This is a genomic window from Methanorbis rubei (assembly GCF_032714495.1).
GTDB lineage: Archaea > Halobacteriota > Methanomicrobia > Methanomicrobiales > Methanocorpusculaceae > Methanocorpusculum > Methanocorpusculum rubei.
Genome location: NZ_JAWDKB010000004.1, coordinates 79,881 through 102,964, shown reverse-complemented (window position 1 = coordinate 102,964; position 23,084 = coordinate 79,881). Strand labels below are relative to the sequence as shown.

General features: G+C 50.5%; 23 protein-coding genes and 3 tRNA genes. 10 read left to right on the top strand and 16 right to left on the bottom strand.

Annotated features, from left to right (window positions below; all coding sequences use genetic code 11):
- Positions 1-70 precede the first annotated feature (70 nt).
- The 5 genes from McpCs1_RS05460 to McpCs1_RS05440 form a co-directional block, all read right to left on the bottom strand.
- Positions 71-142, bottom strand: a tRNA-Ala gene (locus McpCs1_RS05460).
- 32 nt (positions 143-174) lie between these two features.
- Positions 175-1,194, bottom strand: coding sequence for a transcription initiation factor IIB (locus McpCs1_RS05455; RefSeq protein ID WP_338096250.1), 1,020 nt, complete (start codon positions 1,192-1,194; stop codon positions 175-177).
- Positions 1,195-1,630: 436 nt separating this feature from the next.
- Positions 1,631-2,275 (bottom strand): histidinol phosphate phosphatase domain-containing protein, encoded by a 645-nt coding sequence (locus McpCs1_RS05450; RefSeq protein ID WP_338096249.1) that lies wholly within the window; start codon positions 2,273-2,275, stop codon positions 1,631-1,633.
- Positions 2,276-2,282: 7 nt separating this feature from the next.
- The gene (locus McpCs1_RS05445; protein ID WP_338096248.1) at positions 2,283-2,555 is read right to left on the bottom strand and encodes a signal recognition particle subunit SRP19/SEC65 family protein; all 273 of its coding nucleotides are present in this window, start codon (positions 2,553-2,555) and stop codon (positions 2,283-2,285) included.
- 79 nt (positions 2,556-2,634) lie between these two features.
- Entirely contained in the window at positions 2,635-2,988 is a 354-nt protein-coding gene (locus tag McpCs1_RS05440; RefSeq protein ID WP_338096247.1) for a hypothetical protein, read from the bottom strand.
- Positions 2,989-3,214: 226 nt separating this feature from the next.
- On the opposite strand from McpCs1_RS05440, the gene hypB reads away from it, so the two are divergent.
- From hypB to McpCs1_RS05420, 4 genes are all read left to right on the top strand, one after another.
- A complete protein-coding gene (gene hypB, locus McpCs1_RS05435) occupies positions 3,215-3,862 on the top strand; it encodes a hydrogenase nickel incorporation protein HypB (RefSeq protein ID WP_338096246.1) in 648 nt (215 codons plus the stop codon).
- 113 nt (positions 3,863-3,975) lie between these two features.
- Positions 3,976-4,353 (top strand): 30S ribosomal protein S8e, encoded by a 378-nt coding sequence (locus McpCs1_RS05430; RefSeq protein ID WP_338096245.1) that lies wholly within the window; start codon positions 3,976-3,978, stop codon positions 4,351-4,353.
- Between the two features lie 85 nt (positions 4,354-4,438).
- The gene (locus tag McpCs1_RS05425; protein WP_338096244.1) at positions 4,439-4,861 is read left to right on the top strand and encodes a hypothetical protein; all 423 of its coding nucleotides are present in this window, start codon (positions 4,439-4,441) and stop codon (positions 4,859-4,861) included.
- Positions 4,858-5,328 (top strand): DUF2240 family protein, encoded by a 471-nt coding sequence (locus McpCs1_RS05420; protein WP_338096243.1) that lies wholly within the window; start codon positions 4,858-4,860, stop codon positions 5,326-5,328. Before McpCs1_RS05425 ends, McpCs1_RS05420 begins: the two co-directional genes overlap by 4 nt.
- A 62-nt stretch (positions 5,329-5,390) precedes the next feature.
- On the opposite strand, the gene McpCs1_RS05415 is transcribed toward McpCs1_RS05420, so the two are convergent.
- Together McpCs1_RS05415 and infB are read right to left on the bottom strand one after the other, a co-directional pair.
- Positions 5,391-5,789: a 30S ribosomal protein S6e gene (locus McpCs1_RS05415; RefSeq protein ID WP_338096242.1), complete on the bottom strand. Its 399-nt coding sequence runs from the start codon at positions 5,787-5,789 to the stop codon at positions 5,391-5,393.
- 71 nt (positions 5,790-5,860) lie between these two features.
- Positions 5,861-7,633 (bottom strand): translation initiation factor IF-2, encoded by a 1,773-nt coding sequence (gene infB / locus McpCs1_RS05410; protein ID WP_338096241.1) that lies wholly within the window; start codon positions 7,631-7,633, stop codon positions 5,861-5,863.
- Between the two features lie 684 nt (positions 7,634-8,317).
- Between infB and McpCs1_RS05405 the strand changes: the two genes are divergently transcribed.
- Positions 8,318-8,390 (top strand) — tRNA-His (locus McpCs1_RS05405).
- Positions 8,391-8,777: 387 nt separating this feature from the next.
- Here McpCs1_RS05405 and McpCs1_RS05400 read toward each other — a convergent pair.
- The 4 genes from McpCs1_RS05400 to McpCs1_RS05385 all read right to left on the bottom strand — a co-directional run bounded on the left by McpCs1_RS05400 (position 8,778) and on the right by McpCs1_RS05385 (position 13,300).
- Positions 8,778-9,137, bottom strand: a complete 360-nt coding sequence (locus tag McpCs1_RS05400; RefSeq protein WP_338096240.1) for a winged helix-turn-helix transcriptional regulator — start codon at positions 9,135-9,137, stop codon at positions 8,778-8,780.
- A 73-nt stretch (positions 9,138-9,210) separates the two neighbouring features.
- Positions 9,211-11,124 (bottom strand): ABC transporter ATP-binding protein, encoded by a 1,914-nt coding sequence (locus McpCs1_RS05395; protein ID WP_338096239.1) that lies wholly within the window; start codon positions 11,122-11,124, stop codon positions 9,211-9,213.
- Positions 11,124-12,860, bottom strand: a complete 1,737-nt coding sequence (locus McpCs1_RS05390; protein WP_338096238.1) for an ABC transporter ATP-binding protein — start codon at positions 12,858-12,860, stop codon at positions 11,124-11,126. Before McpCs1_RS05390 ends, McpCs1_RS05395 begins: the two co-directional genes overlap by 1 nt.
- Positions 12,857-13,300 (bottom strand): MarR family winged helix-turn-helix transcriptional regulator, encoded by a 444-nt coding sequence (locus McpCs1_RS05385; protein ID WP_338096237.1) that lies wholly within the window; start codon positions 13,298-13,300, stop codon positions 12,857-12,859. Before McpCs1_RS05385 ends, McpCs1_RS05390 begins: the two co-directional genes overlap by 4 nt.
- Positions 13,301-13,504: 204 nt before the next feature.
- On the opposite strand from McpCs1_RS05385, the gene hcp reads away from it, so the two are divergent.
- Positions 13,505-15,043: a hydroxylamine reductase gene (gene hcp, locus McpCs1_RS05380; protein WP_338096236.1), complete on the top strand. Its 1,539-nt coding sequence runs from the start codon at positions 13,505-13,507 to the stop codon at positions 15,041-15,043.
- 14 nt (positions 15,044-15,057) lie between these two features.
- Here the strand turns inward: hcp and McpCs1_RS05375 are convergent, their stop codons facing one another.
- A complete protein-coding gene (locus tag McpCs1_RS05375; RefSeq protein ID WP_338096235.1) occupies positions 15,058-15,690 on the bottom strand; it encodes a GyrI-like domain-containing protein in 633 nt (210 codons plus the stop codon).
- Between the two features lie 69 nt (positions 15,691-15,759).
- On the bottom strand, positions 15,760-16,218 hold the full coding sequence (locus McpCs1_RS05370) for a peptidylprolyl isomerase (RefSeq protein ID WP_338094288.1): 459 nt from the start codon (positions 16,216-16,218) through the stop codon (positions 15,760-15,762).
- Between the two features lie 103 nt (positions 16,219-16,321).
- Between McpCs1_RS05370 and McpCs1_RS05365 the strand changes: the two genes are divergently transcribed.
- From McpCs1_RS05365 to McpCs1_RS05355, 3 genes are all read left to right on the top strand, one after another.
- Positions 16,322-16,726 (top strand): acyl-CoA thioesterase, encoded by a 405-nt coding sequence (locus McpCs1_RS05365; RefSeq protein ID WP_338096234.1) that lies wholly within the window; start codon positions 16,322-16,324, stop codon positions 16,724-16,726.
- 243 nt (positions 16,727-16,969) lie between these two features.
- Entirely contained in the window at positions 16,970-18,124 is a 1,155-nt protein-coding gene (locus tag McpCs1_RS05360; protein ID WP_338096399.1) for a TIGR04083 family peptide-modifying radical SAM enzyme, read from the top strand.
- A 1-nt stretch (position 18,125) separates the two neighbouring features.
- Positions 18,126-18,614 (top strand): VOC family protein, encoded by a 489-nt coding sequence (locus McpCs1_RS05355; protein WP_338096233.1) that lies wholly within the window; start codon positions 18,126-18,128, stop codon positions 18,612-18,614.
- 167 nt (positions 18,615-18,781) lie between these two features.
- Here McpCs1_RS05355 and McpCs1_RS05350 read toward each other — a convergent pair whose 3' ends face one another.
- Together McpCs1_RS05350 and McpCs1_RS05345 are read right to left on the bottom strand one after the other, a co-directional pair.
- Entirely contained in the window at positions 18,782-19,873 is a 1,092-nt protein-coding gene (locus McpCs1_RS05350) for a hypothetical protein (protein WP_338096232.1), read from the bottom strand.
- An 88-nt stretch (positions 19,874-19,961) separates the two neighbouring features.
- Positions 19,962-20,035, bottom strand: a tRNA-Val gene (locus McpCs1_RS05345).
- A gap of 111 nt (positions 20,036-20,146) precedes the next feature.
- On the opposite strand from McpCs1_RS05345, the gene McpCs1_RS05340 reads away from it, so the two are divergent.
- Positions 20,147-21,343: an MFS transporter gene (locus McpCs1_RS05340; protein WP_338096231.1), complete on the top strand. Its 1,197-nt coding sequence runs from the start codon at positions 20,147-20,149 to the stop codon at positions 21,341-21,343.
- Positions 21,344-21,365: 22 nt separating this feature from the next.
- On the opposite strand, the gene serA is transcribed toward McpCs1_RS05340, so the two are convergent.
- A complete protein-coding gene (gene serA, locus McpCs1_RS05335; RefSeq protein ID WP_338096230.1) occupies positions 21,366-22,949 on the bottom strand; it encodes a phosphoglycerate dehydrogenase in 1,584 nt (527 codons plus the stop codon).
- Positions 22,950-23,084: the final 135 nt, after the last annotated feature.

Genomic DNA, 23,084 nt, shown 5'->3' with positions numbered 1-23,084 from the left:
CCGTAAATTTCTGTGTGATCCGTGGTTACTCCAAGCAAAACCACATCACAGAAAATGAAATAAACAAAAATGGACCCGGCGGGATTTGAACCCGCGGCATCTACGTTGCGAACGTAGCTATCTACCCCTGATATACGAGCCCGATAAAAAGTATTGTTGGGAAGTTAATCCCGATCAGAGAATAATCTCAATATCTAATTGTTCTGCCAATTCCTTATATCTGTTCCGAATCGTGACCTCGGTCACACCCGCAACATCAGCGACTTCACGCTGAGTTCTGCGTTCTCCGGAAAGAATTGAGGAGATATAGATGGCAGCGGCAGCTACACCCGTTGGACCGCGCCCGCTCGTAAGCTCGCGTTCGCCTGCCTGCTTCAAGATCTCCATCGCACGCGACTGGACCTCACCCTTCAGGTTCAGACCTGAACAGAATCTCGGCACATAGTCGCCCGGAGAAGTCGGCAGAAGTTTCAAGCCAAGCTCACGGGAAATGAACCGGTAGGTTCTGCCGATCTCTTTTCTTGAAACACGCGACACTTCCGCAATCTCATCAAGCGTTCGCGGAACATTACACTGACGGCATGCCGCGTAAAGGGCGGCTGCTGCCACTCCTTCGATACTTCTTCCGCGAATCAGGTTCTTGTCAACCGCGTCACGGTAAACAACTGCTGCGGTCTCACGCACGTTTCTTGGAAGACCAAGAGCAGATGCCATACGATCCAGTTCGGATAAGGCAAATGCAAGGTTACGCTCGGTAGCATTTGAAACTCTGATACGGCGCTGCCACTTTCTCAGCCGGTAGAGCTGGGCACGGTTCTTCGAAGAGATTGCACGACCATAACTGTCGCGGTTTCTCCAGTCGATCATGGTGGAAAGACCCTTATCGTGAATCGTAAAGGTCATGGGCGCTCCAACACGAGACCTCTTCATTCTCTGATCATGATCAAACGCACGCCATTCCGGTCCGCGGTCGATGAAATCATCGTCCAGCACAAGACCGCACTGCTGACAAACCAGTTCTGCACGCTCATAGTCATGGACAAGCTGGCGGCTGCCGCACTCTGGACAGACCGTCGCGGTAGTGTCATTGCCTCCCTGCTTCTCCTTTACCTTTTCCACAGCGGTGTTCTGCCGCTGTTTCATCTTTTCGCGCTCTTCTTTTAACTGTTTCAGCTTCTCGATTTCTTTTTCCATATTGAACCCCCGGTCTTCGGGCGGCGGTTATTGTCCGCCCCCGTGCGTCCGGACGCATGATGATGTTTTTTCCCTGGCATTTCTGGTTTTGACTCGGGGATCACGTAAAGATCATCCCCAATACCTGTACAAACACCTTCATTGCACAGAACGGTAAGATATGGGCGTGAAACACTTCCATAAAGATCTACAATTCTACCAACAGGGCGATTTTTTGCATCGGCGACCCCGGTGTAGAGAGGAGGAAGCTGGCCCGCATCACTTCTGACAACTAACAGTCGTCGACCAAGTACTGCTGTAACACTTCCTGCAAACTTCACAAATCAGCCTCGAATATCATACCGCATATATCGCAGATTCAAACCACAGAATATATATGCAATATATTATGATGAGCGAGACCCATATAAACTTATTCCAGAATAGTAAAATAGAGTCAGATATTTCTGACTTCATTTGCCGAAAGGGAAAGAACCGCTCTGGCCTCTTCCTCACTCATCCCGGCCCCCCGCGCAACAAGATACTTCACCGATTCACTCAACAGATCGTCCGGACCATGGGCATCAGACTCGACGACAAGAGATGCGCCCGCGCGACGGGCTTCGGACACCACATGACCGTTTGTTCGGTTGTGTCCGCCCCGCGCAGTAATTTCCAGAAATATATTGTTCCGTGCGGCAAGTCTGGCCTCTTCTTCGGTGATGAGGCCAGGGTGTGCGAGGATGTCCACATAACTGCTGGAGAGTGCTGCCATATTAGTTCCCGGAGCTACCGGTTCAGAAACCGTCTCGCCATGTACCACCACAATCTCTGCCCCAAGCACTTTCGCATATCCTGCCAGTTCATCGATCTGTTCTGGTGGCACATGCGTAATCTCAATGCCTGAGTAAAGACAGAGACCATAAAGTTCTGCGGATTTTTTTACCGCTGCCTGCGCAGAAAGCAGTGCTTTGACATTGGAGAAGTCCGCATGATCCGAGATGGCAACTTCAGTATAGCCGAGAACAGAAAGTCTCCGAAGAAGTTCGGTTGGCAGAAGCTCTCCGTCGCTCATGGTGGTGTGGCAGTGGAAATCGTACATGATGGTGTTAGTTCCCGCTCAGTTTGTGTGCAACTTTCTGGAGAAGTTCCTCTTTGCTTCCCTCATACTCAACCCGCAGCCTGCCTTCCCGGGAGAACCAGTGGGCAGGATGCATGATATCGCGTTCTTCGTCAAGAACAGTTACACTGCATTGTTTGACCGCACGCGCAACCTGGGCAAGGTTCGGTGAGGCTACGGCAAGAGTCTTTGCCACGCGTCTGCCTTGAGCGCGGGTCAGTCCTGCGTTGAAATAACAGGGGTAGAGAAAACGAATCGCCATGGATGGAGTACTGTTTGGCGTGAAGATCTATAAGGTAATTGGCGGGGCCCTGAAAAAAATTGGATATTGATATTTTCGTTTACGGAATTGCCGCATACTCGTACGTTACCGATGCAGCAGTGTTGTCTGAAACAGTGCTTGGCCGAAGCGTAGTCATTTCGGTCATGATCATATTTTCATCGGTTGGACGATCTTCAGCATCAATGACCACGAACTCAGGATCACTGTCCCGGAAGTAGGGGCGAAGTTCCATGTGTTCGGGGATTTTTTCATGCTCATCGAGTGGAATGTATTTCAAATATGCAATAGGGTGGTCTGCGTCGGTAGACACGACGAAAATGCCGTGTTCCCCCTCTGTTTCGACTGCTGCTATCGGCATGACCAGCAATGTCAGTGCAAACAGAACCGCAGTAATTTTTGCCAGAGTGTTCATAATGACGTTTCTCCTTTATCGTGTGTCTATTGGGGTGTCAGAATTTTTCTGACATAACATAATGGATCGTTTATGTTAATATAACTTTACACATTGTTTTCATAAGATTACTTTGTGTCAGCACAACTCGACCAAAAACATATTTTTCTTGTTTTCGGTATGACGCACTCATACGCAGAATAAAAATAGTGCATCTATAAACCAGACGCACACCAATACTACGATTATGCATCACGTGGATGTTCACATGGAAGCCGAGATTTACGGCGCAAACAACCGTCTTGCGGAACATAACGCAGAACATTTCAAGGCGCACGGCGTTCGCGCATTTGATCTTCTTGGAGCTATTGGCTCTGGCAAAACCTCTCTTGTCGAACAGGTAGTTCCTGAACTCAAACGCCGCAACCTCAATGCCGCAGCAATTGCAGGCGATGTTTACGGAGACGACGACTTCCAGAGAATCGTCAAGACCGGCATTCCGGCATTCAATGCAAACACCGGAAAAGAATGCCACCTTGACGCGCATCTCGTTCACCACGCACTTGACCACCTTGACCTGCATGGAATCGATGTCGTCTTAATCGAAAACGTCGGCAACATGGTCTGCCCGACCGACTTCAAGCTTGGCGCAGAGAAACGCATCGTCGTTATCTCCACCACCGAAGGTGACGACGTAGTCAACAAACATCCTATGATGTTCCGCGACTGCCAGATTGCGGTCATCAACAAAGTCGATCTCGCAGAAGCGGTCGGCTGTAATGTCGAACGCATGATAAACGACATCAAACGCTACAACCCTGAGATGATCATCATCAAAACCAATCTCAGAAAAGGTGAAGGTGTCAAAGAAGTCGTCGACGCGATCCTTGCCTAAAGGATTTTAAATATTCGGAGAACCAACACATATAGGACTCTGTAAAAGACTGAGATGTCTGGACACTTCCAGACATTCGTTCAGAGAAACACATTATAGGAGATAATTAATTCATGCTTTGGCAAGGAAGATCCGTTAGAAAGTCTACCGGCGGCCGCTACCACGCAAACCGTGGCAAGAAACGGTTCGAGATCGGCAGATCCCCGGCAGACACCATCGTTGGGGTAACCCGCGTAAAGACCATCAGAGTTACTGGCGGCAACACGAAAGTTCGCGCACTCCGCTGTGAGTTCGCCAACGTCAGCGACAAGAAGACCGGAAAAGTCCAGAAGGCAAAGATCACTTCTGTGGCAGAGAATGCAGCAAACCCGAACTATGTTCGTAGAAGTCTGATGACCAAGGGCGCAATCATCATCACCGATCTCGGTAAAGCCCGCATCGTCAGCCGCCCAGGTCAGGACGGCGTTATCAACGCAGTCCTGCTTGAATAACCATAATATTTTTTTTCTTTTCCCGGTGCTTCGCCGGTTTCACAGCAGAATATACTTATCCGTAGCAGATGCCAATATCTGATACATGAGAAGAGTGTCCTATCAGTTCCCCAACCGCTGCGATCTTGAGTTCGAAGCAGACGTTCACTTTCCGGTATTTCTGAATGCGGTAGAGTCCCTTGCCGGACGGCAGGACAACTTCCGGACAGAGCGCGGACCTATCAAGCGGGAGATCAGCGTTTTGCTCGCGAATGACCGGCTTGGATTTGAAAAGATTGAACAAGGCTCTCAGATGAGCAAAATTGCAACCGATGCTGCTGACATTGTCGTCATCCTCACCGACACCGTGCTCAAGGCGTCCGGCAATGTGCCGTTAAATGATCACCGATTTATGATCCGGACAATTGAGAAAGGCGACAGAACAGAGGTCTTCATCACCAAGTCCCCGTCGATTGAAGGGTTCGACTCAATGGACATGAAGAAGATGATTCTTGAGGCTCTTTCGTGAACGAGCTGGAAACCACTATCGCCGCACCATTCAAACATGGAAGAAAAGAGAAGCTCACCAAGATGGAGCTGGTGTTCTACTATGTGCAGGACAAACGGTGGATGAGTCAGGATCAGGCAAAAAAGCTGATCGATATCGCGGAAAAACGCAACCTCCTGAATAAAGACGGCTCGGAAGCGAGCTACCGCTTTACCGGCACGCTTGCAGACGTCACGATTCCTTTGGGATTTCGGCCGGGTGATGAGATCTTTTCTGCAACCGAGGCGGAAAAAGATCCGGTCGAAGCACTCTTCGATGACATTGTGAATGCGACCGGCAAAAACAAAAAAGATCTCGCTGCTGAACTTCAGGAGATCAATCGACATTTCGACAATCTTCTGCTGCCGCAGGCTGCCATGGTTCTTCTGGCAAAAAAATACCGCGTCGCGTACGATGCATACTTGCCGGCTCTAAAAGAGACGGTGTAGATTCAGAAACAATAACTTTTTTTGAGAAATTTTGAAGAAGAGAAAAAGTATTGATGAGAGATTTACTCTGCTGCGGCTTCTGCCGATGCAAAGATCTCTGCGACCGGCTTTTCGCCGTAGGTGGAGATTTTGGCATTTACCTGAACGAAGTCAGCTGCGATCTCGTTGCCGCGCTGGGTCTTTCTTCTTCTCTCACCGTTGTGGGTTGCGTGGAAACCAAATCCATCGGATAAGAGAAGGTGTCTCTTGCCGTTGCCTGGAAGGTCAGCGCGTGCCGGAATTCCGGTTTTATCGGATCCGCCGGTGATTGTAATCTTGTAACCGTTCATACCAAACGGAGCGCCGTCAACTTCAGTGCCGATCTTCTTTCCCAGAAGTGCACCTGCTGCTGCGCCCGTGGCATCTATTTTGTACGAAAGACCGGATTTCGGGTCTGACAGTACGACCTTAAAGTCTACCATTGTATTAGCACATCTCCTCGATATCAATAGGATGCCGAAGTACCCATATAGTTAGTCTCTCCCCATTAATACTACTTCCCCCAGAAGTACTCGGTCTTGCGGAAAATATTGGCATACTCCTCAAGAGCCTCTTTGGTACCCGGGTTTAAATGGGAGTACATTTCAGTCTCTAAAACCTTCACATGCCGCTCGGGAACGGCAACGTAAAGCGTCTCTCCGACATCGATTTGCCGCCCGATGATAACACCGTCAATGGAGATCGCAACTTCTGCCCCTTCCTTTGCTTCCTGAATGCTTTCTTTGTTCAGTTTGATCTGTTTGATCTCACCGACAACCTTGCCTTCGCGCGTCGAGACATTGACATGCGGCCGGAGAATTCCTCCCAAAATCCGCACGCCGACAACCGCAGGGCCGCTCTGGCGGAATACGCAGCCGGGAAGAATCGAGAACTTTGCAGGAAGCACAACGGTCTCAAACTGTTTTGCCTCACGCGCACGGGTAAGTTCGTCGCGCCATGCGATGTACTCGTCGATGAGTTTGTAGATGACGCGGTTAGAAAAGACCTTGACATCCACCTCACCGTCGCGGATCATTGCCTCTGCGTCTGAGAGGAGAGGGACATTGAAGCAGAGCACGGTTTTGTAGAACTCATCCTTCATCACGCTGATCTCAATCAGGTCATGACGGCTGACCGGCCCCACTTCGGCGCGCATGATTGGGATGTTCTTTCCTTCCAGCTCTTTGGAGAGGGCTTCAAGGGCTCCGATCGTGTCGGCGCGAACCGTGATACCGACTTCGGAGAGTTTGACATTGATCTCCTGCATCTCCTGATCGATTTTTGCAAGCACTGCGTCGCGATCATCGCGGATGACCCGAAGGGGAGAGCCGGCAATGACGGTCTCCAGATTCGGCGCAGTTATTTTGACTCCGGCTGCGGCAGTCACGGACTTGACGCGTTCAAACCGGTCTTCGATGAGGATCTCCTTCATCGGCCGCGGCTGGAGAAGTGCCCGCACTTTGGTGGCGATGGGACCATCAGCTCCGGCAACGGCTATTTCATCGCCGAGGTTGATGATGCCGTCATAGAGGATGACATCCAAAGTGGTTCCAAGGCCTTTTTCTTCTTTCACTTCAAGGACAGTGCCGACGCCCGGCCCTTCGACCGTCATCTTGAGGCCGTCAGTTAAGAAGCGCTGGGCGAGACCGATCATGACCATCAGCAGATCACCGATGCCTTCTCCGGTCATACTGCTGACCGGAACGATCACAAGGTTTCGCTGGAAGTCACTCACGCGGTCGAACCGTTCGGAGTTGAAGCCGAGATCGGAGAGTTTGCCGACGAGTTCGTAGACGCGGTTTTCACACTCGGTCTGGGCGCGTTCGTTCTGGCTTTTGTATGATTTCAGGAATCCTGCGTTCTGCTGCGGCCGCCAGCCCGGGATGCGGTCGATTTTTGTTGCGGCAATGATGAACGGGGTTTTGCAGTTTCGAAGAATCTGTAGTGCTTCGATCGTCTGCTGTTTGAATCCCTCATTCACGTCAACCACGAGAATTGCGATGTCGGCAAGTGCTCCGCCGCGGGCACGAAGCGTGGTGAATGCGTGGTGTCCCGGTGTGTCAATGAAGAGAAGGCCCGGGACGGTGGTCTTCATCTTTCCCAAGTCACCGCTTATTTTCTGGATGGAGTCGATCGGTATCAGGGTTGCACCGATATGCTGGGTGATGGCCCCAGCTTCGCCTGCGGTAACACGCGAGCCGCGAATCCTATCCAGAAGCGATGTTTTCCCGTGGTCTACGTGCCCGAGCACGCAGACGATCGGGGTCCGGAAGTGTTCTTCTGTCATATTTCTTTTCCCTCGCTCTCTGAAATCCAAAAACAGAGACAAAAACTACGTAACTATTGGTGGTGGACAGTAATAAACGTGAATGGCTTCCGGGACTTTTTTTTCGGGTGAATGATTTTCGTTTGTTGGAATTTTTTTATGTGGCCGCATTTGGGGCAACCACGTGAAACCACCTACAGAGAATCACAACTAACAAAATTTATTTCCAATAGGAGTCACGCGGTGATGAGTTTCATTGCGGATTTTTCTGTAGATGTTCTCGCTTGGGGCAACCACGGAACACACTGAACACACGGAATTCCACGGAAAAAACACAGAATACCGCTTCGCTTACGGAAAACACGGAAAGCCTAAGTGTACGGGTATTAGTATATGTTACCGTTTTGAGATGCCAACTTCCTTAGGCTTTCTGTGTTTTCCGTAAGCGAAGCGGTATTCTGTGTTTTTCCGTGGAATTCAGTGTGTTCAGTGTGTTCCGTGGTTGCCCCAAATAAAATCAAGGACAAAGAATCCCTTTTCCTTATGCTATTTCATATACCGCGTAAGTCCTATTCCAAATCAACGAACACATCCCGTCCCCACTGCAATCCAAAGGATATGTTAATATTTGGGAACACCCTATCTAGTAGAGTGTTTCACACGGCGGTGTGAAACCGAATTCATTCCAGAGAAACTGGTTTTCAGGCTAAGGTAGGGTAGCTGGTCATCCTTTAGGACTGTGGATCCTTAGACCCGGGTTCGAGTCCCGGCCTTGGCCCTTTCATATTTTCACAGAATATTATGTATGCGTAATGTTCGTGAGGTTTTTCGTATAGTTGAAATCATTGTATTTTGCATATTTTTTGATTTTGTTGTGTTTGGTTGCTATTTCGTATAGTGCGTATAGTTGGAGTGTGTTTTGCCTGGATCTCTTTGGGGCTATTGATCTCTATTTGGTTAATGGAAGTGAATTTTCGTTTTCACTATACGTATATACGAATTCCTTTCATATGGCATTGGATTTTGGTTTTAGTCTTTATGATGCGGCAAACGGTTGCGTATAGTTGGCGCAGAGTTGGCGGAGTTTTGCATGGTGTAGCATGTGAAAGGCATGATTTTTCGCGAGAAGGCGACGTGTAACAGACACCGCCTACAGAATGAATCATCACAACTTACAGTGCTTACACTCCTGATCGCCGCAGGGAATATTATCGATCTTCCACTTCAGCGCCCAGTACTTAATCCCCCGCACAACCTCCATCAGCTCGATACCGCTCGCAGTCAGCGTGTACTCTGATCTGATAGGAACAACGCTCGCATCAACATGCTTTGAGACAATTCCCTCTGCCTCCAGTTCCTGCAGCCGCTCGGACAGAACCTTCGCCGTAATATCAGGCAGCCGGTCTTTCAGCTCCGAAAACCTTCTGGTATGATTATCTCCCTTAAACAGCTCAAGAATAATCAGCAGCATCCACTTCTTCGTCAGATACCGCACCGTCAGATTCACCGTGCAACACTCGTCCATGCAAAGAGTATAGCATTTACACCCCTATCTATTTTTGTATCTTTTAGATACCATCTATCAAAAATAGAGTATGTTACTCCAGCTCAAACGCGCCCGTATAGAGCTGGTAGTATTTTCCTTTCTCCTGAATCAGCTTATCATGACTGCCGCGCTCAATGATTCTGCCGTCCTCAAGAACCAGAATCACATCCGCATTATGAATTGTTGAGAGTCGGTGCGCAATCACAAACACCGTCCTTCCCTTCATCAATGAATCCATACCTGCCTGCACAATCGCCTCAGTTCGCGTATCAATACTCGACGTTGCTTCATCCAGAATCATCACCGGAGGATTGGCAACCGCCGCACGTGCAATCGAAAGCAGCTGACGCTGGCCCTGCGAAAGACTCCCGCCATCCCCTTCAAGCATCGTCTCATAGCCCTCAGGCAGCATTTGAATGAACCCGTCAGCGTTCGCAAGCTTTGCCGCAGCATACACCTCATCATCAGTAGCCTCCAGCTTCCCGTACCTGATGTTCTCCATCACTGTTCCGGTAAACAGATTCGTATCCTGCAAAACCATCCCGAACGACCAGCGAAGATCGCTCTTTTTGATCCGCGAGATATCAATGCCGTCATACAGAATCGTTCCTTCCGAGATGTCGTAGAATCGGTTGATGAGATTCGTAATCGTCGTCTTTCCGGCTCCGGTCGCGCCAACGAGTGCAACCTTCTGGCCGGGTTTTGCATACAAACTCACGCCGTGTAGAACCTCTTTGTCAGGTACATATCCGAAATGCACCTGATCAAATTGCACGTCCCCTTTCAGCTGCGTGTAAACTGTTCCCTCAGGGGTCTCCTCCTTCCATGCCCAGATGCCGGTCTCGTCTGTTGTCTCGACGAGGGCATTGTTCTCAATCTTCGCATTCACGAGCCGAACGGTTCCTGCATCCTCTTCGACCGGCTGATCAATCAGTCCGAAGATACGCTCGGCTCCGGCAAGCGCCATCACGACTGAGCTTATCTGCTGGGAAACCTGACTGACCGGCATCATGAAACTCCTGCTCAACAGCATAAACGCCGCAATCGCGCCAAGCGTCAGACCACCGATACCGGTAATCGCAAGAGCGCCGCCAATGATTGCCACCAGAACATACTGGATGTTGCCGATGTTGACCACGATTGGCATGAAGATGTTAGCAAACGTGTTCGCCGATTTCGCATGACCGTAAAGTTCGTCATTCAATGCATCGAACTCATGCTTTGACGCATCCTCATGACAGAACACCTTCACCACTTTTTGGCCGTTGATCATCTCCTCGATGTAGCCGTTTACGGTTCCAAGCGACTTCTGCTGCTGCACAAAGTACTTCGCACTCTTGCCGCCAACAAACTTTGTCACAAAGTAGAATATCACAAGCATCGCAACAACAATAAGCGTGAGATATCCGCTCGTGTAGATCATTGCCGCAAACACGGCGATGATTGTTACGACCGAGGAAAATACCTGCGGAACGCTTTGTGAGATCATCTGTCTGAGCGTGTCGATGTCGTTGGTGTAATGGCTCATCACGTCGCCAAAGGTGTGCGAGTCAAAGTAGCCGACCGGCAGCTTTTGCATATGCGAAAACATCTGGTCACGGATCTTTTTCATAATCCCCTGACCGATGACCACCATCGTTCGCGTGTAGACTAACGTCGACACAACGCCGATCACGTAGATTACGGCCATGAAGGTTATCGCAGTCAGAAGACCGGTGAAGACCGGATTTTCTACGCCGATAAGCGGCGTGATGTAGTCGTCAATCAGCACTTCCATGAAGAGCGAGCCGATAACTCCTGCGATCGCACTGAGAACGATTGCAATGAGCGCAAACGCAAACTGAATTTTGTACGCACCGGTCAGATACCCAAGCAGACGCTTCACGGTCTTCATGGCATCGCCCGGCTTTGTGCCGGCAAATCCCGGACCGCGGTTATGACGGCGGCCTGATCCCATTGGCGGCATTACTCCTCGCCTCCTTTCATCTGCGAGTGATACATCTCGCGATAAACCGGATCTTTCTCCAGAAGTTCTGCATGGGTTCCTTCGGCAGTGATGCGGCCGTTGTCCATCACAAGAATCTTGTCGGCATCCTGAATCGAGGAGATTCTCTGTGCGATGATGATCTTGGTGGTCTCCGGAAGCTCGGTCTTGAACGCAACGCGAATCAAAGAGTCGGTTTTGGTGTCAACCGCACTGGTTGAGTCATCGAGGATGAGAATCTTCGGCTTTTTCAACAGCGCCCGTGCGATGCAGAGACGTTGCTTCTGACCGCCCGAGATGTTTGAACCGCCCTGCTCAACATGGGTGTCGTAGGTTTCCGGTAAAGCACTGATGAACTCTTCAGCCTGCGAGAGTTTGCAGGCATGAATGATTTCTTCCTCAGTTGCATTTGGATTTCCCCATCTGAGATTGTCGCGAATGGTTCCTGCAAAGAGGATGTTCTTTTGCAGCACCATTGCTACCGCATCGCGAAGTGCTGCAAGGTCGTACTCTCTGACATCTCTGCCGCCAACGAGGACTCTGCCGTCAGTTGCGTCGTAGAGACGGGGTATCAACTGAACGAGGGTTGATTTGGAGCTGCCGGTACCGCCAAGGATACCGACGGTTTCTCCTGACGCGATTGTCAGAGAGATGTCTTTGAGGGCGAGCCGTTCGGCATCTTTGGTGTAGCTGAAGCTCGCATGATCAAAGATCACGCTGCCGTCCGCGACTTCGTAGATTGGGGACGCGGGATTTACCAGGTCCACTTCTTCGTCGAGCACTTCGGTGATTCGTTTCGCAGACGCACGGGCCATAGTTATCATGACAAAGACCATGGCAAGCATCATGATGCTCATGAGAATCTGCATGGCGTATGCAATCAGGCTCACAAGTTCTCCGGTAGTGAGGTTGCCGAGCACGATGAATTGCGCACCAAACCATGAGATGAGAAGGATACTTGCGTAGATTACGGCCTGCATGAGGGGGCTGAAGAATGCAAGAAGTTTTTCTGCGCTGCTGAAGTAGCCGTAGATGGTGGTTGAGACGTCGCGAAACTTTCGTGTTTCATAATCCTCGCGAACATAGGATTTGACGACCCGGACGCCGCGAAGGTTTTCCCGCACGACTTTATTGAGATGGTCGTAGGTTTTGAAGACGAGTTCAAAGAGCGGATGGGCTTTGGTGATGATCAGATACATGCCGATTCCAAGCACCGGCAGAAGTATGAGGAAGATGAGCGAGAGTTCGGCGTTGATTCCGACCACCATGAGAAACGAGAAGACCAGCATTAAGGGACAGCGAATGGCGATTCTGATGATCATCTGATACGCATTCTGGACATTGGTGACGTCGGTGGTCATGCGGGTGATGAGGCTCGCGGTTGAGTATTTGTCGATGTTTGCGAAGGAGAAGTCCTGAATGTTGTGGAAGATGTCGTGTCTGAGGTTTTTGGCAAATCCGGCAGACGCGGATGCAGCATACTTTCCGGCAAGTACGCCAAACACAAGGGACATGATGGCAAACAGCAGAAGTACTAGGCCGAGCTTGAGGATGATCGGCATGTTGCCTCCGGTTATGCCGTCGTCGATTAATCCTGCGAGGATTAAGGGGATGAGTACTTCCATTACGACTTCAAGCGCGACAAATACGGGCGCGAGAAGGCTGTCGCGTCGGTATTCGCGGATGGATTGTGAGAGGCGTTCTACAACATGGTTCATGGATTGTCTCCTGCGAGGTTTTTCTGCATTCTGGCAATCACGGAACAGAAGAACTCAAGTTCGTCAGATGTTAGGCCGCTCGTAAGTCGGGAGTCGATGCGGTTCATTTCACCGGCAACTCTGCGATGGATCTCTCGTGCTTTTTCGGTGAGGATGAGTTTTTTGAGTCTGGCATCATAAGATACAGGTTCACGAGTGATGAGGCCGTTTTTTTCCATGAGCTGGAGGATGCCGCTTGCGGTTGAGCGTCTGACTTCAAGCTGTTCTTCGATGTCTTTTTGAAAAATGTCCTTTTCCTGGTGATGAAGATAGCCGATAATCCATCCTTGGACTCCGGTGAGGTTTTCGCATTGGGAAAAACTGTCTGAGTTGTGGAGCTGACGTTTTATCTGGTTGGCGAGTTTTTTTATTTCGATGATGACGTGCGGCTGCGGATCCATTGCTCATGATAGTTAGGAAGCTAACAATATAAACATCTTGGCTGGGGTGAAAAATGATTTCCGTTATTTGGGAATTTTGTCCTTGGTTACCCCAAACAAAACCAAGGACAAAACTCCCATAGTATGTTTTTGGAAACTTTTTGCTATATAACTAAGTATCAACCATATACATACTATCCAAAAGAAACCAAGGTGAAAATAATCATGTACTGTACACAATGTCAGGAATCAAAAGAGCCCTGTTCTCTGGGCGGTGTCTGTGGAAAGAACAAAGTCGTTGCCGGAGCTCAGGATGATGTTCTCTACGCTCTTTCATGTCTTGCCTATCGGGCAAAAGCGTCAAACATCGATCTTCAGCCCTGCGTTCTTGAAGCACTGTTTGCCACGCTGACAAACGTCAACTTCGACGAGCAGTGTTTTGCCGAGTATTCCTCCTGCATCACCGCACACTACAACTCCCTGCCCAAGGCCGCGGGCGAACCCGCCTTTGACGCCCCCGCAGGACTTGACGAGATCGCAGATGTCAACGTCCGGTCGCTCTACTCAACACTGCTCTTCGGCATCAAAGGTCTCGCCGCCTACTACTCGCATGCAATCGTGCTCAACAAAACAGATGACAGCATTCTCACCTTCATCCGAGACGCACTTGCCTCAAGATTTGAGAACCTCACAATCGAAGAGAGAACCGGACTTGTGCTTGAGTGCGGAGCCTATGGGGCAAAAGTTCTCGCTCTGTTAGATGAAGCGAACCAGACCTATGGAAAACCGGAAATCACGAGCGTCTTCACGAGTGCCGGAACAAAACCCGGAATTCTCGTTACCGGCCATGACTTAAAAGACCTTGAGATGCTGCTTGAAGCAACCAAAGATGCGGGTGTTGACATCTACACGCACGGCGAGATGCTGATTGCCCACGCCTATCCGGCCTTCAAGAAGTATCCGCATCTCCGCGGACACTTTGGCGGATCATGGGCAGAGCAGAGAAACGAACTCCCGAAGTTCCATGGTCCGATTCTGTTCACAACGAACTGTATCGTCCCACCAGCACCCGCCTATGCAGACAAAGTGTTCACGACCGGTGCCGTCGGCTTCCCCGGAACGCCCCACATCGAAGCAAAACCTGACGGAAGCAAAGACTTCTCTGCAATCATCGCGCTTGCAAAGACCTGCCGCTCGCCTGAGGAACTCGGACGCCCCGACCTTCTGACCGGCTGTGCTCACGATGCAGTGCTTGCCTTAGCGCCGAAAGTTATCGAGCTGGTTAAGTCAGGAAAGATCCGGAGATTTGTAGTGATGGCAGGCTGTGACGGCCGCGATAAACGCCGCAGCTACTACACCGAGTTTGCCAAGGCGCTTCCCAAAGACACGGTTATTCTGACCGCAGGATGCGCCAAGTACCGCTACAATGCCCTGCCGCTCGGCGATATCGAAGGTATTCCCCGCGTGCTTGATGCAGGCCAGTGTAACGACTCGTACAGCCTGGTGGTTGTGGCACTCGCCCTTGCGGACGCATTCGGCTGCGGTGTAAACGATCTGCCGATCTCCTACAACATCGCCTGGTACGAGCAGAAAGCGGTTCTCGTCCTGCTGACGCTCCTGCACTTGGGCATTAAGAACATCATGATAGGTCCCTCTCTCCCGGCATTCATCACGCCTGATATCCTGAATGTTCTTGTCGAAAACTTCGGACTTCAGCCAAGCTCCACGGTCCAGGAAGACTTAGTGAAGCTCTCCTGCGTGTAAGGAAAACCTCACACTCACACTTCTTTTTTTCGGACCGTCCACCGAAGCACGGTTTTTTGTTTTGCAGGGTCACTCTTTCTGGCGTCTGAGATGTAGATCTCCCGATGCAGAAATGAGGTGCGTTCGAGATGATTTTCTTCAAGGAATGCGGCGAGGCGTGCAAAGCTTGCCGGTTCATCATCGTATGGTCCGATATGCATCATCTGGGCGGCAAGTCCCTCTTCGAGTTCGTCGAAGATCACTTCATTAACACGTGCGTCAGGATTTTTCTTTCTGACCGACTCTTTTGCGCGGGAGATTACGTCGTCAGTGACGAACTCGGGCTGGCGAATCATCAAAGTGTAGGAGAAGTTGTTTTTGTCGGCTATTCCAAGCTCCGGGTTGACGAGTCCCCAGACTCCTTCGAGCGGGTAGACGGTGTAAGGCGCGTAGCCTTCAGGCGTGAATCCCTGTTTTGGCATCATGCGCACAGCATAGGAGAGGGAGTAGAGAAGGCCGATGTGGTCGGCAAAGGTCTGACTCGTATTTGGGTCGCCGACTCCTTTGACCATGAAAAATTTCATGGCAGGGATAGTTATCAGTTCCGGCTGATTTTTTGGGAGGTAGAGGGCTTTGTCCTCTTTGCGCCACTCATGTTTTTCGGTCATTGATTTTTCTATATGGCGCTTTTGCTATATGAAGGATAGACCGCGGGGAGTGAAAGTGCGAAAAAAAGTTTAGAGAAGGGTTGCCATTTTGATGGCGACTTCAGTGACCGGTTTGTCGCCAAAGTTGGTCTTGACTTTGCCGATTGCGTCGACCACGTCCATTCCTTCGACAACTTTGCCGAATGCGGGATGTGCTTTGTCGAGATAGTTGTTGTTGACAAGGTTGATGAAGAACTGGCTTCCGCCGGTGTTCGGCCCTGCGTTTGCCATGGCGATGGTGCCGCGGTTGTTTTTGTTGTCAGGCATGAATTCATCTTTGATTGCGTAGCCGGGTCCGCCGCGACCGGTGCCGGTCGGGTCTCCACCCTGAATCATGAATCCGTCAATGACACGGTGGAAGATTACGCCGTTATAGAATCCTTTTTTGACAAGGTCGGTGAAGTTGCCTGAGGTGACCGGCATGTCCTCGCGAAGTTCGAGGACAATGTTGCCAAGTGTTGTTTCCAGTTTTACTAACTGTGCTGTCATGATTACAGGTTGTAGTTGGACCGGCAATAAACATGCATGTCTGAGGAGTCGTTTCCACAGATTTACCTGATCATCACACCTATCTGTTTGAAGGAGTTGTTGAGTGCAGCTGAAAACAGTGATTCGCGTTGACTGGGACGATCTCGATGCGTATGGCCATGTAAATAATCTGATAATTCTGCGGTATGTGCAGACATCCAGAATTCATCTGTGTGAAGAGGTGGGTCTGATGAAGGGAAGTACGCGACCTGCCCATGCCCCGATTCTTGCGGCAACCAGCTGTCGGTACTGTAAGCCGTTGTATTATCCGGGAACGGTGACGGTTGATTCTGTGGTGACCGAGGTGAAGAACACGAGTTTTTTGATCAGCCACTCGATCTATGATTCTGATGCAAATCTTATCGCGACTGCTGAGGATGTTTTGGTCTACTTCGATTATGAGCGTGAGTGCAAGACGCCAATTCCTGATGATCTGCGGGAGAGACTGCTGCGGTTCTGTGCTGAGTGATTAGCTTTTTAAACGCGAATAGCGCGAATGGCGATTTTTAAAAAATGACTAATATTATTTTTTATGTTGCTCTCTTTTCCTAGAGATACACTGATTATTTCTTTTCCTCGAAAAATCGCCATTGGCGATTTTTTATTCGCGCTATTCGCGCCCTTCGCGTTTTAAAAATTTATCATGCCGCAAGGAAAAACCACCAAAGACCGACAGAAACTTATCTCCCAAAAAACACCAGTAATGATATCGATGAAAAATCCCTTCCATGTGATGATCATCCCAACCCTCGGGTGCCCCGGGCGATGCAAATACTGCTGGAGCTCAGACGTCAACTCGCCAAAAATGACCCTGGCAACAGCAGAAGCAATCGTTCGCTGGCTTGAACCATTACAGGACCAGCGGGTGACCTTTACCTTTCACGGCGGAGAACCCCTTCTCGCAGGCCCGGAATTCTACCGCGAAGTTCTGCCAATGATTGAAAAACGTCTGCCGCATCTCAGTCCGGAGTTTGCCATGCAGACCAATCTCTGGCTGATGACTGACGAGCTCGCAGAAATTCTGAGCAGTCACCATGTTCCGCTCGGCTCTTCCATTGACGGGCCAAAGGACCTGACCGACTACCAGAGAGGCGACGACTACTTCGAGCGAACCCTCGCCGGCTACCGAACAGCAACAGCCCACGGCCTCCTCGTCAGATTCATCTGCACATTCACCAACTCCTCGGTCGAGAGAAAAGAGGAGATCGTCGAGTTCTTCCGAAGTCAGGGATGGGGAATGAAGCTGCATCCCGCTCTCCCCTCCCTCAAAGGCGACAACCCAAACGAATGGACGTTGTCCCCAACAGAGTACGGAGAGCTTTTAGTGTATCTTCTGGACGCAGCGCTTGCGAATCCAGATGATCTTGAGATCATGAACATCAACGATCTCTGCCGGTGCGTGTTTACCAGAAGCGGATGCGTATGCACGTATGCGGACTGCATGGGAACAACGTTTGCGATCGGGCCGAACGGGGACATCTATCCCTGCTACCGATTTGTCGGAATGCCGGAATGGGTGATGGGCAATGTGCATGACGCGCCAACAGTAGAGATGCTGATGCAGACGCAGGCAGGAGTGCGAATGCTCGCATTCAAGGATCATGTGGATTCTGCCTGCAAAGACTGCGCCCACATCAACTACTGCCGGGGCGGCTGTCCTTACAACGCGCTCGCGGGAGACGCGGACGCGTCTGGTGTTGATCCGCACTGTGTTGCATATAAAAGAATTTTTGATGAAATAACCGCACGAATGGAGGCCGAGATGCAGGCAGCACCCGCAGTTCCTGCGGGTGCCCGTGTCTCACGGGTGAGGCGAAAGGAAAAGCCGGGCGTTATGATGCTCATGAGAAAAATTGTGGAGAAGTAAGATGAAGTTTCTCGGGCCACTAATTGTGGTAAAAGATATTGCTGCGTCAGTGCAGTTTTATCAGAATCTGTTCGACCTTGTGATTGTGTATGATTTCGGCGAGAACGTCTCCTTCACGAACGGCATTTCCTTGCAGTCAGTTGCATCGTTTTCGCAGCTGGCAGGAGTGAGTGATGATACGATTCTCTGCCGGCCGCATAATATGGAGCTCTACTTTGAGGAGGAGGAGTTTGATCTTTTTCTGTCACGCCTGGATACGATGCCTGAGATCAACTATGTCCATGAAATGATTGAGCATTCGTGGGGGCAGCGGGTTGTGCGGATCTATGATCCGAATCTGCATATTATCGAGATCGGCGAGAGTATGGAGATGGTTATCCGCCGCTGCCTTCAGAGTGGGATGAGTGTTTCAGAGACTGCGGCAAAGACCCAGCATCCAATTGAGAGGGTGGAGAGGGTGGCGTTTGGAAACGCAAATACACGCGAATAAAAAATCGCCAATGGCGATTTTTAAGATTTTATTAACATAATTCATTTTTAAACTGTTCTCATCTCTTGGAGAAACACTGATTATTTTTTTTTTGAAAAATCGCCATTGGCGATTTTTTATTCGCGTTATTCGCGCCATTCGCGTTTAGAAAAAAATTACCACGCCCATCACGGCGCGTTGAACACGCCAGTCTCAGCGATCACGTCTCCGTGCAGATTGCCGCCGGTAAGAACCGCAGATATCTCCGCCTGCTCACGACGGGGGAGATTGATCTTTCCTTCAACCCGAACACTATCATGCTCGCGGCAGTCGTCGAGATAAAATGTCTGGTTGTCATACACCCTATCGCCGACCCACACTGTTACCTCCAACCGGGCACCGTGCAAGGTACCTGGGCCGAGATTTTTCGCGGTTGCAACCATCCGATACACCGCCGCATCCCATGTGGAGGTGTCGGGTTCAGCCATGAACTCAAGATCCATTACCGACCGCTGTTCGAGCGGGAGCACCTCGACCGAAACATCAGTAAACTCTTTGGGCAGGTCACCAATGCCCCAGCCTTTGGCAGTAGTCTCCTGATAGTAGTAGCGCGTGCCGTTATAGGGATAATAGGTCCCCTCAAACATCTCATCGCCCGCAATGCCGACCGCCATATGCTCAGGGAGTTTGAAAAGCACAGCTCCGTGCCCCATCTCATGAAGAACTGAGGCGATAAGGATAGCAACATCCTCGCAGTCGCCGCCTTTGTCCACAAGGGTCTCTAAAGGATAGCGCGGATACTCCTCAATGCCTGTGGTTTCCATATCTGAGGTGTAAGAAAGCGACTGCACGAATGCGATGAAGTTTTCAATTGTCTCCTTCTCGCTGTACCCGGCTTTTGCACCCATCGCGGTAAACACATCAGCAATCTCTTTGACGTAGGTGCGGTCGTAGTCTGAGAGAGCGTAACGGACGTAGTTGCTGTTTTTGGTGTGATCCTGTTTCTTGAAGTACTGGTATGCGGTTTTGGGGACGTCGATAGAGTAGCTGTGATTGGTATTCTGATAAGTCCAGGAGAACTCAGAGCGCAGCATTCCCCATGCAGGAGTTGGAAGAGGTTCTGGAGTCTGGGTAGGGGTTGCAGTAACTTCCGGGGTTGGTAAAGGTGTATCTTCCGGCGTGGGGATTGGCAGTGTCTCTAATTCCGGTTCAGAAACATAGGTGATGCAGCCAGCGCTGAAGCTTATGAGAATGAGGAGAAGCAGGAGAAGTACGAACATGCAACGGGAAAACTGCAAAGTAATGAGATACTATGTAGTGGATGGAAAAATACTTACCGAATATTTTGGAACTCTTTCAGAAAAGAAGTGGACCCGAAGGGAGTCGAACCCTTGATCTCCGCCATGTCAAGGCGACGTCATAGCCAACTAGACCACGAGTCCACGCATGTTTTGCACCTGTGTGCTCTAATACATTAGACATTCCGAAATATAAAGATTTTCAAGTGATTTTCACCGCTGTTTTATCCGACATTCCCGCCAATAAAGTACACCATGAACTTCGCGGACGGTGACACACAGAAAAAACGACTGATACAATACCTCTGCATTATCGGTCTTTTTGCCATATTCTCCACAACCATCGCGAAAAACCCTGTGCTTCCCCTCTACGCCGAATCCCTTGGAGCAGGCAGTGCAACTATCGGCCTCATTGCTGCAGTCTCCCCTTTTGCAGGAATCCTTCTCAGCTTTCCGGTTGGTGTTCTCTCTGATCATCTCGGACGGCGCAGGCTCCTCATCCTCGCGGGTGCAGTATTTCTCATCGCTCCCCTTCTCTATCTCGCAGCGGTTGATCCTCTCCTCCTCATTCCAGTACGATTTTTCCATGGCATGGCAACCGCCATTCTCGGGCCCGTAACCGGTGCTGTGATAGCCGAACGGTTCGGTGAACACAAAGGAGCAATGATGGGAGCCTACAGCTCATCAACCCTCATCGGACGATCCGCAGCCCCTCTCATCGGTGGCGTAGTCCTCTCACTGTTCGCCGCAGCCCCGGCAGGATTCGCCTACTACGCGGTATACCTCATCGCATTCATCGCAGGAATTCCCGTGTTCTGCCTAACGCTTTGGTATCATGACACAGGACCGGCACAACCATTATCCTCCGTCACCCTTGCAGCATTTCGGGAGAATCTTCTGATCTTCCTCGGCAACCGAGGACTTCGGTCAGCATCAGGTGCCGAGATGGCGACCTACTTCTGCTTCGGAGCCTTTGAAACATTTCTTCCCCTTTACCTTCTCAGTACAGGTATTTCCGCATGGCAGACCGGTATCATCTTTTTTGTACAGGTCATCGTCATTGCCGCAACAAAACCGTTTTTTGGAAAACGTGCCGATCAAAAAGATCCTGTCCGTCAGATGCTGTTTGGACTTTTCCTGACCGGCTGTTCGCTCGGTGCTTTTATCCTCACAGGAAACTTCTGGTTCCTGCTTGGCATCAGCTGCATCTTTGGTATCGGCATGTCACTCTCTACCGTTGCCGCGAATATTTACGCAGCAAATATCACCGAACAGAACCGACTCGGTGCGTCCATGGGTGCACTCTCCTCTCTTATGGACATCGGTCACTCAGCAGGCCCACTTATTGCAGGAGTTGCCGTAGCGCTTGCCGGTTATGCGGCAGGATTTTTACTTTGTTTTGTTCTCGCCCTCGCGATATGCGGCTACATCGCTCTTGGCATGCGGCAGTAATAAAAAAAGTATGAGGAAATATTTACAGCTGCATGAACTTCGCAGAAATGATGCCGTTGCTTTCCGCAACTTCCTGCATCACATTGGATGGAACCAGATCATCGACCGCGAGAATCATCAGAGACTCTGAGCCGACATCCACACGTCCGACCTGCATATTCGAGATATTAATATTGTATTTGCCAAGAAGCACACAAACCGGACCAACAACGCCCGGGCGGTTGATGTGATCTGCAATAATCACATTTCCTTTCGGCACCAGATCCATCGAGTAGCCGTTAATTGCCGTAATACGGGGGCCGACACGGGTAACAATACCGGAGATCGTCTGCTTCCCTTTTGCCGTCTTGAAGCTCATCTCAACCAGAGATTTGTAGTCTCCTGCATCAGCCGACGTCTTCTCAACGACCGTCATGCCGCGCTGTTGTGCAATAAACTCTGCATTCACCACATTTGCCGGCTCGTGCAGGGCCTTGTCCAGCAGACCCTTCAGGCCCATTCGGGTGGCATACTTCAGATTCTGCTTCATCTCAGAGACCTCGCCAAGATAGGCAAACTCTACCTCGGTGATAGCACCGTCCGCAAGCTGGGCCGCAAGGCTGCCCATCTTCTCGGTAAGCAGTGCGAATGGCTCAAGCTTCGGGCGAATCTCAGGAGCAATAAGCGGAGCATTGACTGCGCTTCTGGCAGAACCGCCTTTCAGCACCTCAATGCACTGTTGGGCAACCGAGATCGCGACGTTCTTCTGTGCCTCAACCGTGCTTGCGCCAAGATGCGGCGTGACAATGACTTTGTCAAGCGTCAGAAGCGGAGAGCTGGTTGGCGGCTCCTCCTCAAATACGTCAAGAGCGGCTCCGGCAATCTTGCCGGAAACGACTGCATCGTAAAGAGCTGCTTCATCAATGATACCGCCGCGGGCACAGTTGATGATACGAACGCCGTCTCTCATCGTTGCGATCGAGTCCTTGTTTACCATGTGCGTGGTGGACGGGATAAGCGGGGTGTGAACCGTAATGACGTCGGCCTTGGTGAAAAGCTCGGCAACGCTCATCATCTCAACACCCATCGCAGCACCGACTTCGGCAGGGATGAACGGGTCGTAAGCGATAACCGTCATCTGAAGAGCCTGTGCACGTTTTGCAACTTCTCTGCCGATTCTGCCGAATCCGACAACACCGAGCGTCTTGCCGTTCATCTCGTTGCCCATGAATTTGGAGCGTTTCCACTCGCCCTTCTTGAGGGATGCGGATGCCTGCGGGATGTTTCGTGCAAGCGCCATCATCATGGCAACCGTGTGTTCGGTTGCGGCAAGGGTGTTTCCTTCCGGAGCGTTCGAGACGATGATTCCTTTTTTGGTTGCAGCGTCGCAGTCGATGTTGTCCACGCCAACGCCGGCACGGCCGATGTATTTCATGTTGTCAGCCGCTTCGATGATGCGAGCGGTGACCTGCGTGCCTGACCGGACAATCAGTGCGTCATACTGGCCAATGATCTTGACAAGTTCGTCCTCGGAAAGGTCGGCTTTTTCATCAACATCACAAAAGCCCTTTAAAATAGCAATACCCTCTTCTGCAAGCGGGTCGCTGACAAGTACTTTGAAGCTCACGGATAATCCTGTAGGTATTGGTGTTTGAACGGTAATAGTATTGTCCTGCGTTGGGTGGGGATGTTCTTAGTATGAGGAAGAGGTTGTTTTTCGTAGGCGGTTTCGCTTGGAGTAACCATCTACAAAAAATACCCG

Coding starts and splice junctions, on each gene's coding strand:
- McpCs1_RS05455 (WP_338096250.1), bottom strand. CDS start 1,194: ATGGAAAAAGAAATCGAGAAGCTGAAACAGTTAAAAGAAGAGCGCGAA.
- McpCs1_RS05450 (WP_338096249.1), bottom strand. CDS start 2,275: ATGTACGATTTCCACTGCCACACCACCATGAGCGACGGAGAGCTTCTG.
- McpCs1_RS05445 (WP_338096248.1), bottom strand. CDS start 2,555: ATGGCGATTCGTTTTCTCTACCCCTGTTATTTCAACGCAGGACTGACC.
- McpCs1_RS05440 (WP_338096247.1), bottom strand. CDS start 2,988: ATGAACACTCTGGCAAAAATTACTGCGGTTCTGTTTGCACTGACATTG.
- hypB (WP_338096246.1), top strand. CDS start 3,215: ATGCATCACGTGGATGTTCACATGGAAGCCGAGATTTACGGCGCAAAC.
- McpCs1_RS05430 (WP_338096245.1), top strand. CDS start 3,976: ATGCTTTGGCAAGGAAGATCCGTTAGAAAGTCTACCGGCGGCCGCTAC.
- McpCs1_RS05425 (WP_338096244.1), top strand. CDS start 4,439: ATGAGAAGAGTGTCCTATCAGTTCCCCAACCGCTGCGATCTTGAGTTC.
- McpCs1_RS05415 (WP_338096242.1), bottom strand. CDS start 5,789: ATGGTAGACTTTAAGGTCGTACTGTCAGACCCGAAATCCGGTCTTTCG.
- infB (WP_338096241.1), bottom strand. CDS start 7,633: ATGACAGAAGAACACTTCCGGACCCCGATCGTCTGCGTGCTCGGGCAC.
- McpCs1_RS05400 (WP_338096240.1), bottom strand. CDS start 9,137: ATGGACGAGTGTTGCACGGTGAATCTGACGGTGCGGTATCTGACGAAG.
- McpCs1_RS05395 (WP_338096239.1), bottom strand. CDS start 11,124: ATGCCGCCAATGGGATCAGGCCGCCGTCATAACCGCGGTCCGGGATTT.
- McpCs1_RS05390 (WP_338096238.1), bottom strand. CDS start 12,860: ATGAACCATGTTGTAGAACGCCTCTCACAATCCATCCGCGAATACCGA.
- McpCs1_RS05385 (WP_338096237.1), bottom strand. CDS start 13,300: ATGGATCCGCAGCCGCACGTCATCATCGAAATAAAAAAACTCGCCAAC.
- hcp (WP_338096236.1), top strand. CDS start 13,505: ATGTACTGTACACAATGTCAGGAATCAAAAGAGCCCTGTTCTCTGGGC.
- McpCs1_RS05375 (WP_338096235.1), bottom strand. CDS start 15,690: ATGACCGAAAAACATGAGTGGCGCAAAGAGGACAAAGCCCTCTACCTC.
- McpCs1_RS05370 (WP_338094288.1), bottom strand. CDS start 16,218: ATGACAGCACAGTTAGTAAAACTGGAAACAACACTTGGCAACATTGTC.
- McpCs1_RS05360 (WP_338096399.1), top strand. CDS start 16,970: ATGAAAAATCCCTTCCATGTGATGATCATCCCAACCCTCGGGTGCCCC.
- McpCs1_RS05355 (WP_338096233.1), top strand. CDS start 18,126: ATGAAGTTTCTCGGGCCACTAATTGTGGTAAAAGATATTGCTGCGTCA.
- McpCs1_RS05350 (WP_338096232.1), bottom strand. CDS start 19,873: ATGTTCGTACTTCTCCTGCTTCTCCTCATTCTCATAAGCTTCAGCGCT.
- McpCs1_RS05340 (WP_338096231.1), top strand. CDS start 20,147: ATGAACTTCGCGGACGGTGACACACAGAAAAAACGACTGATACAATAC.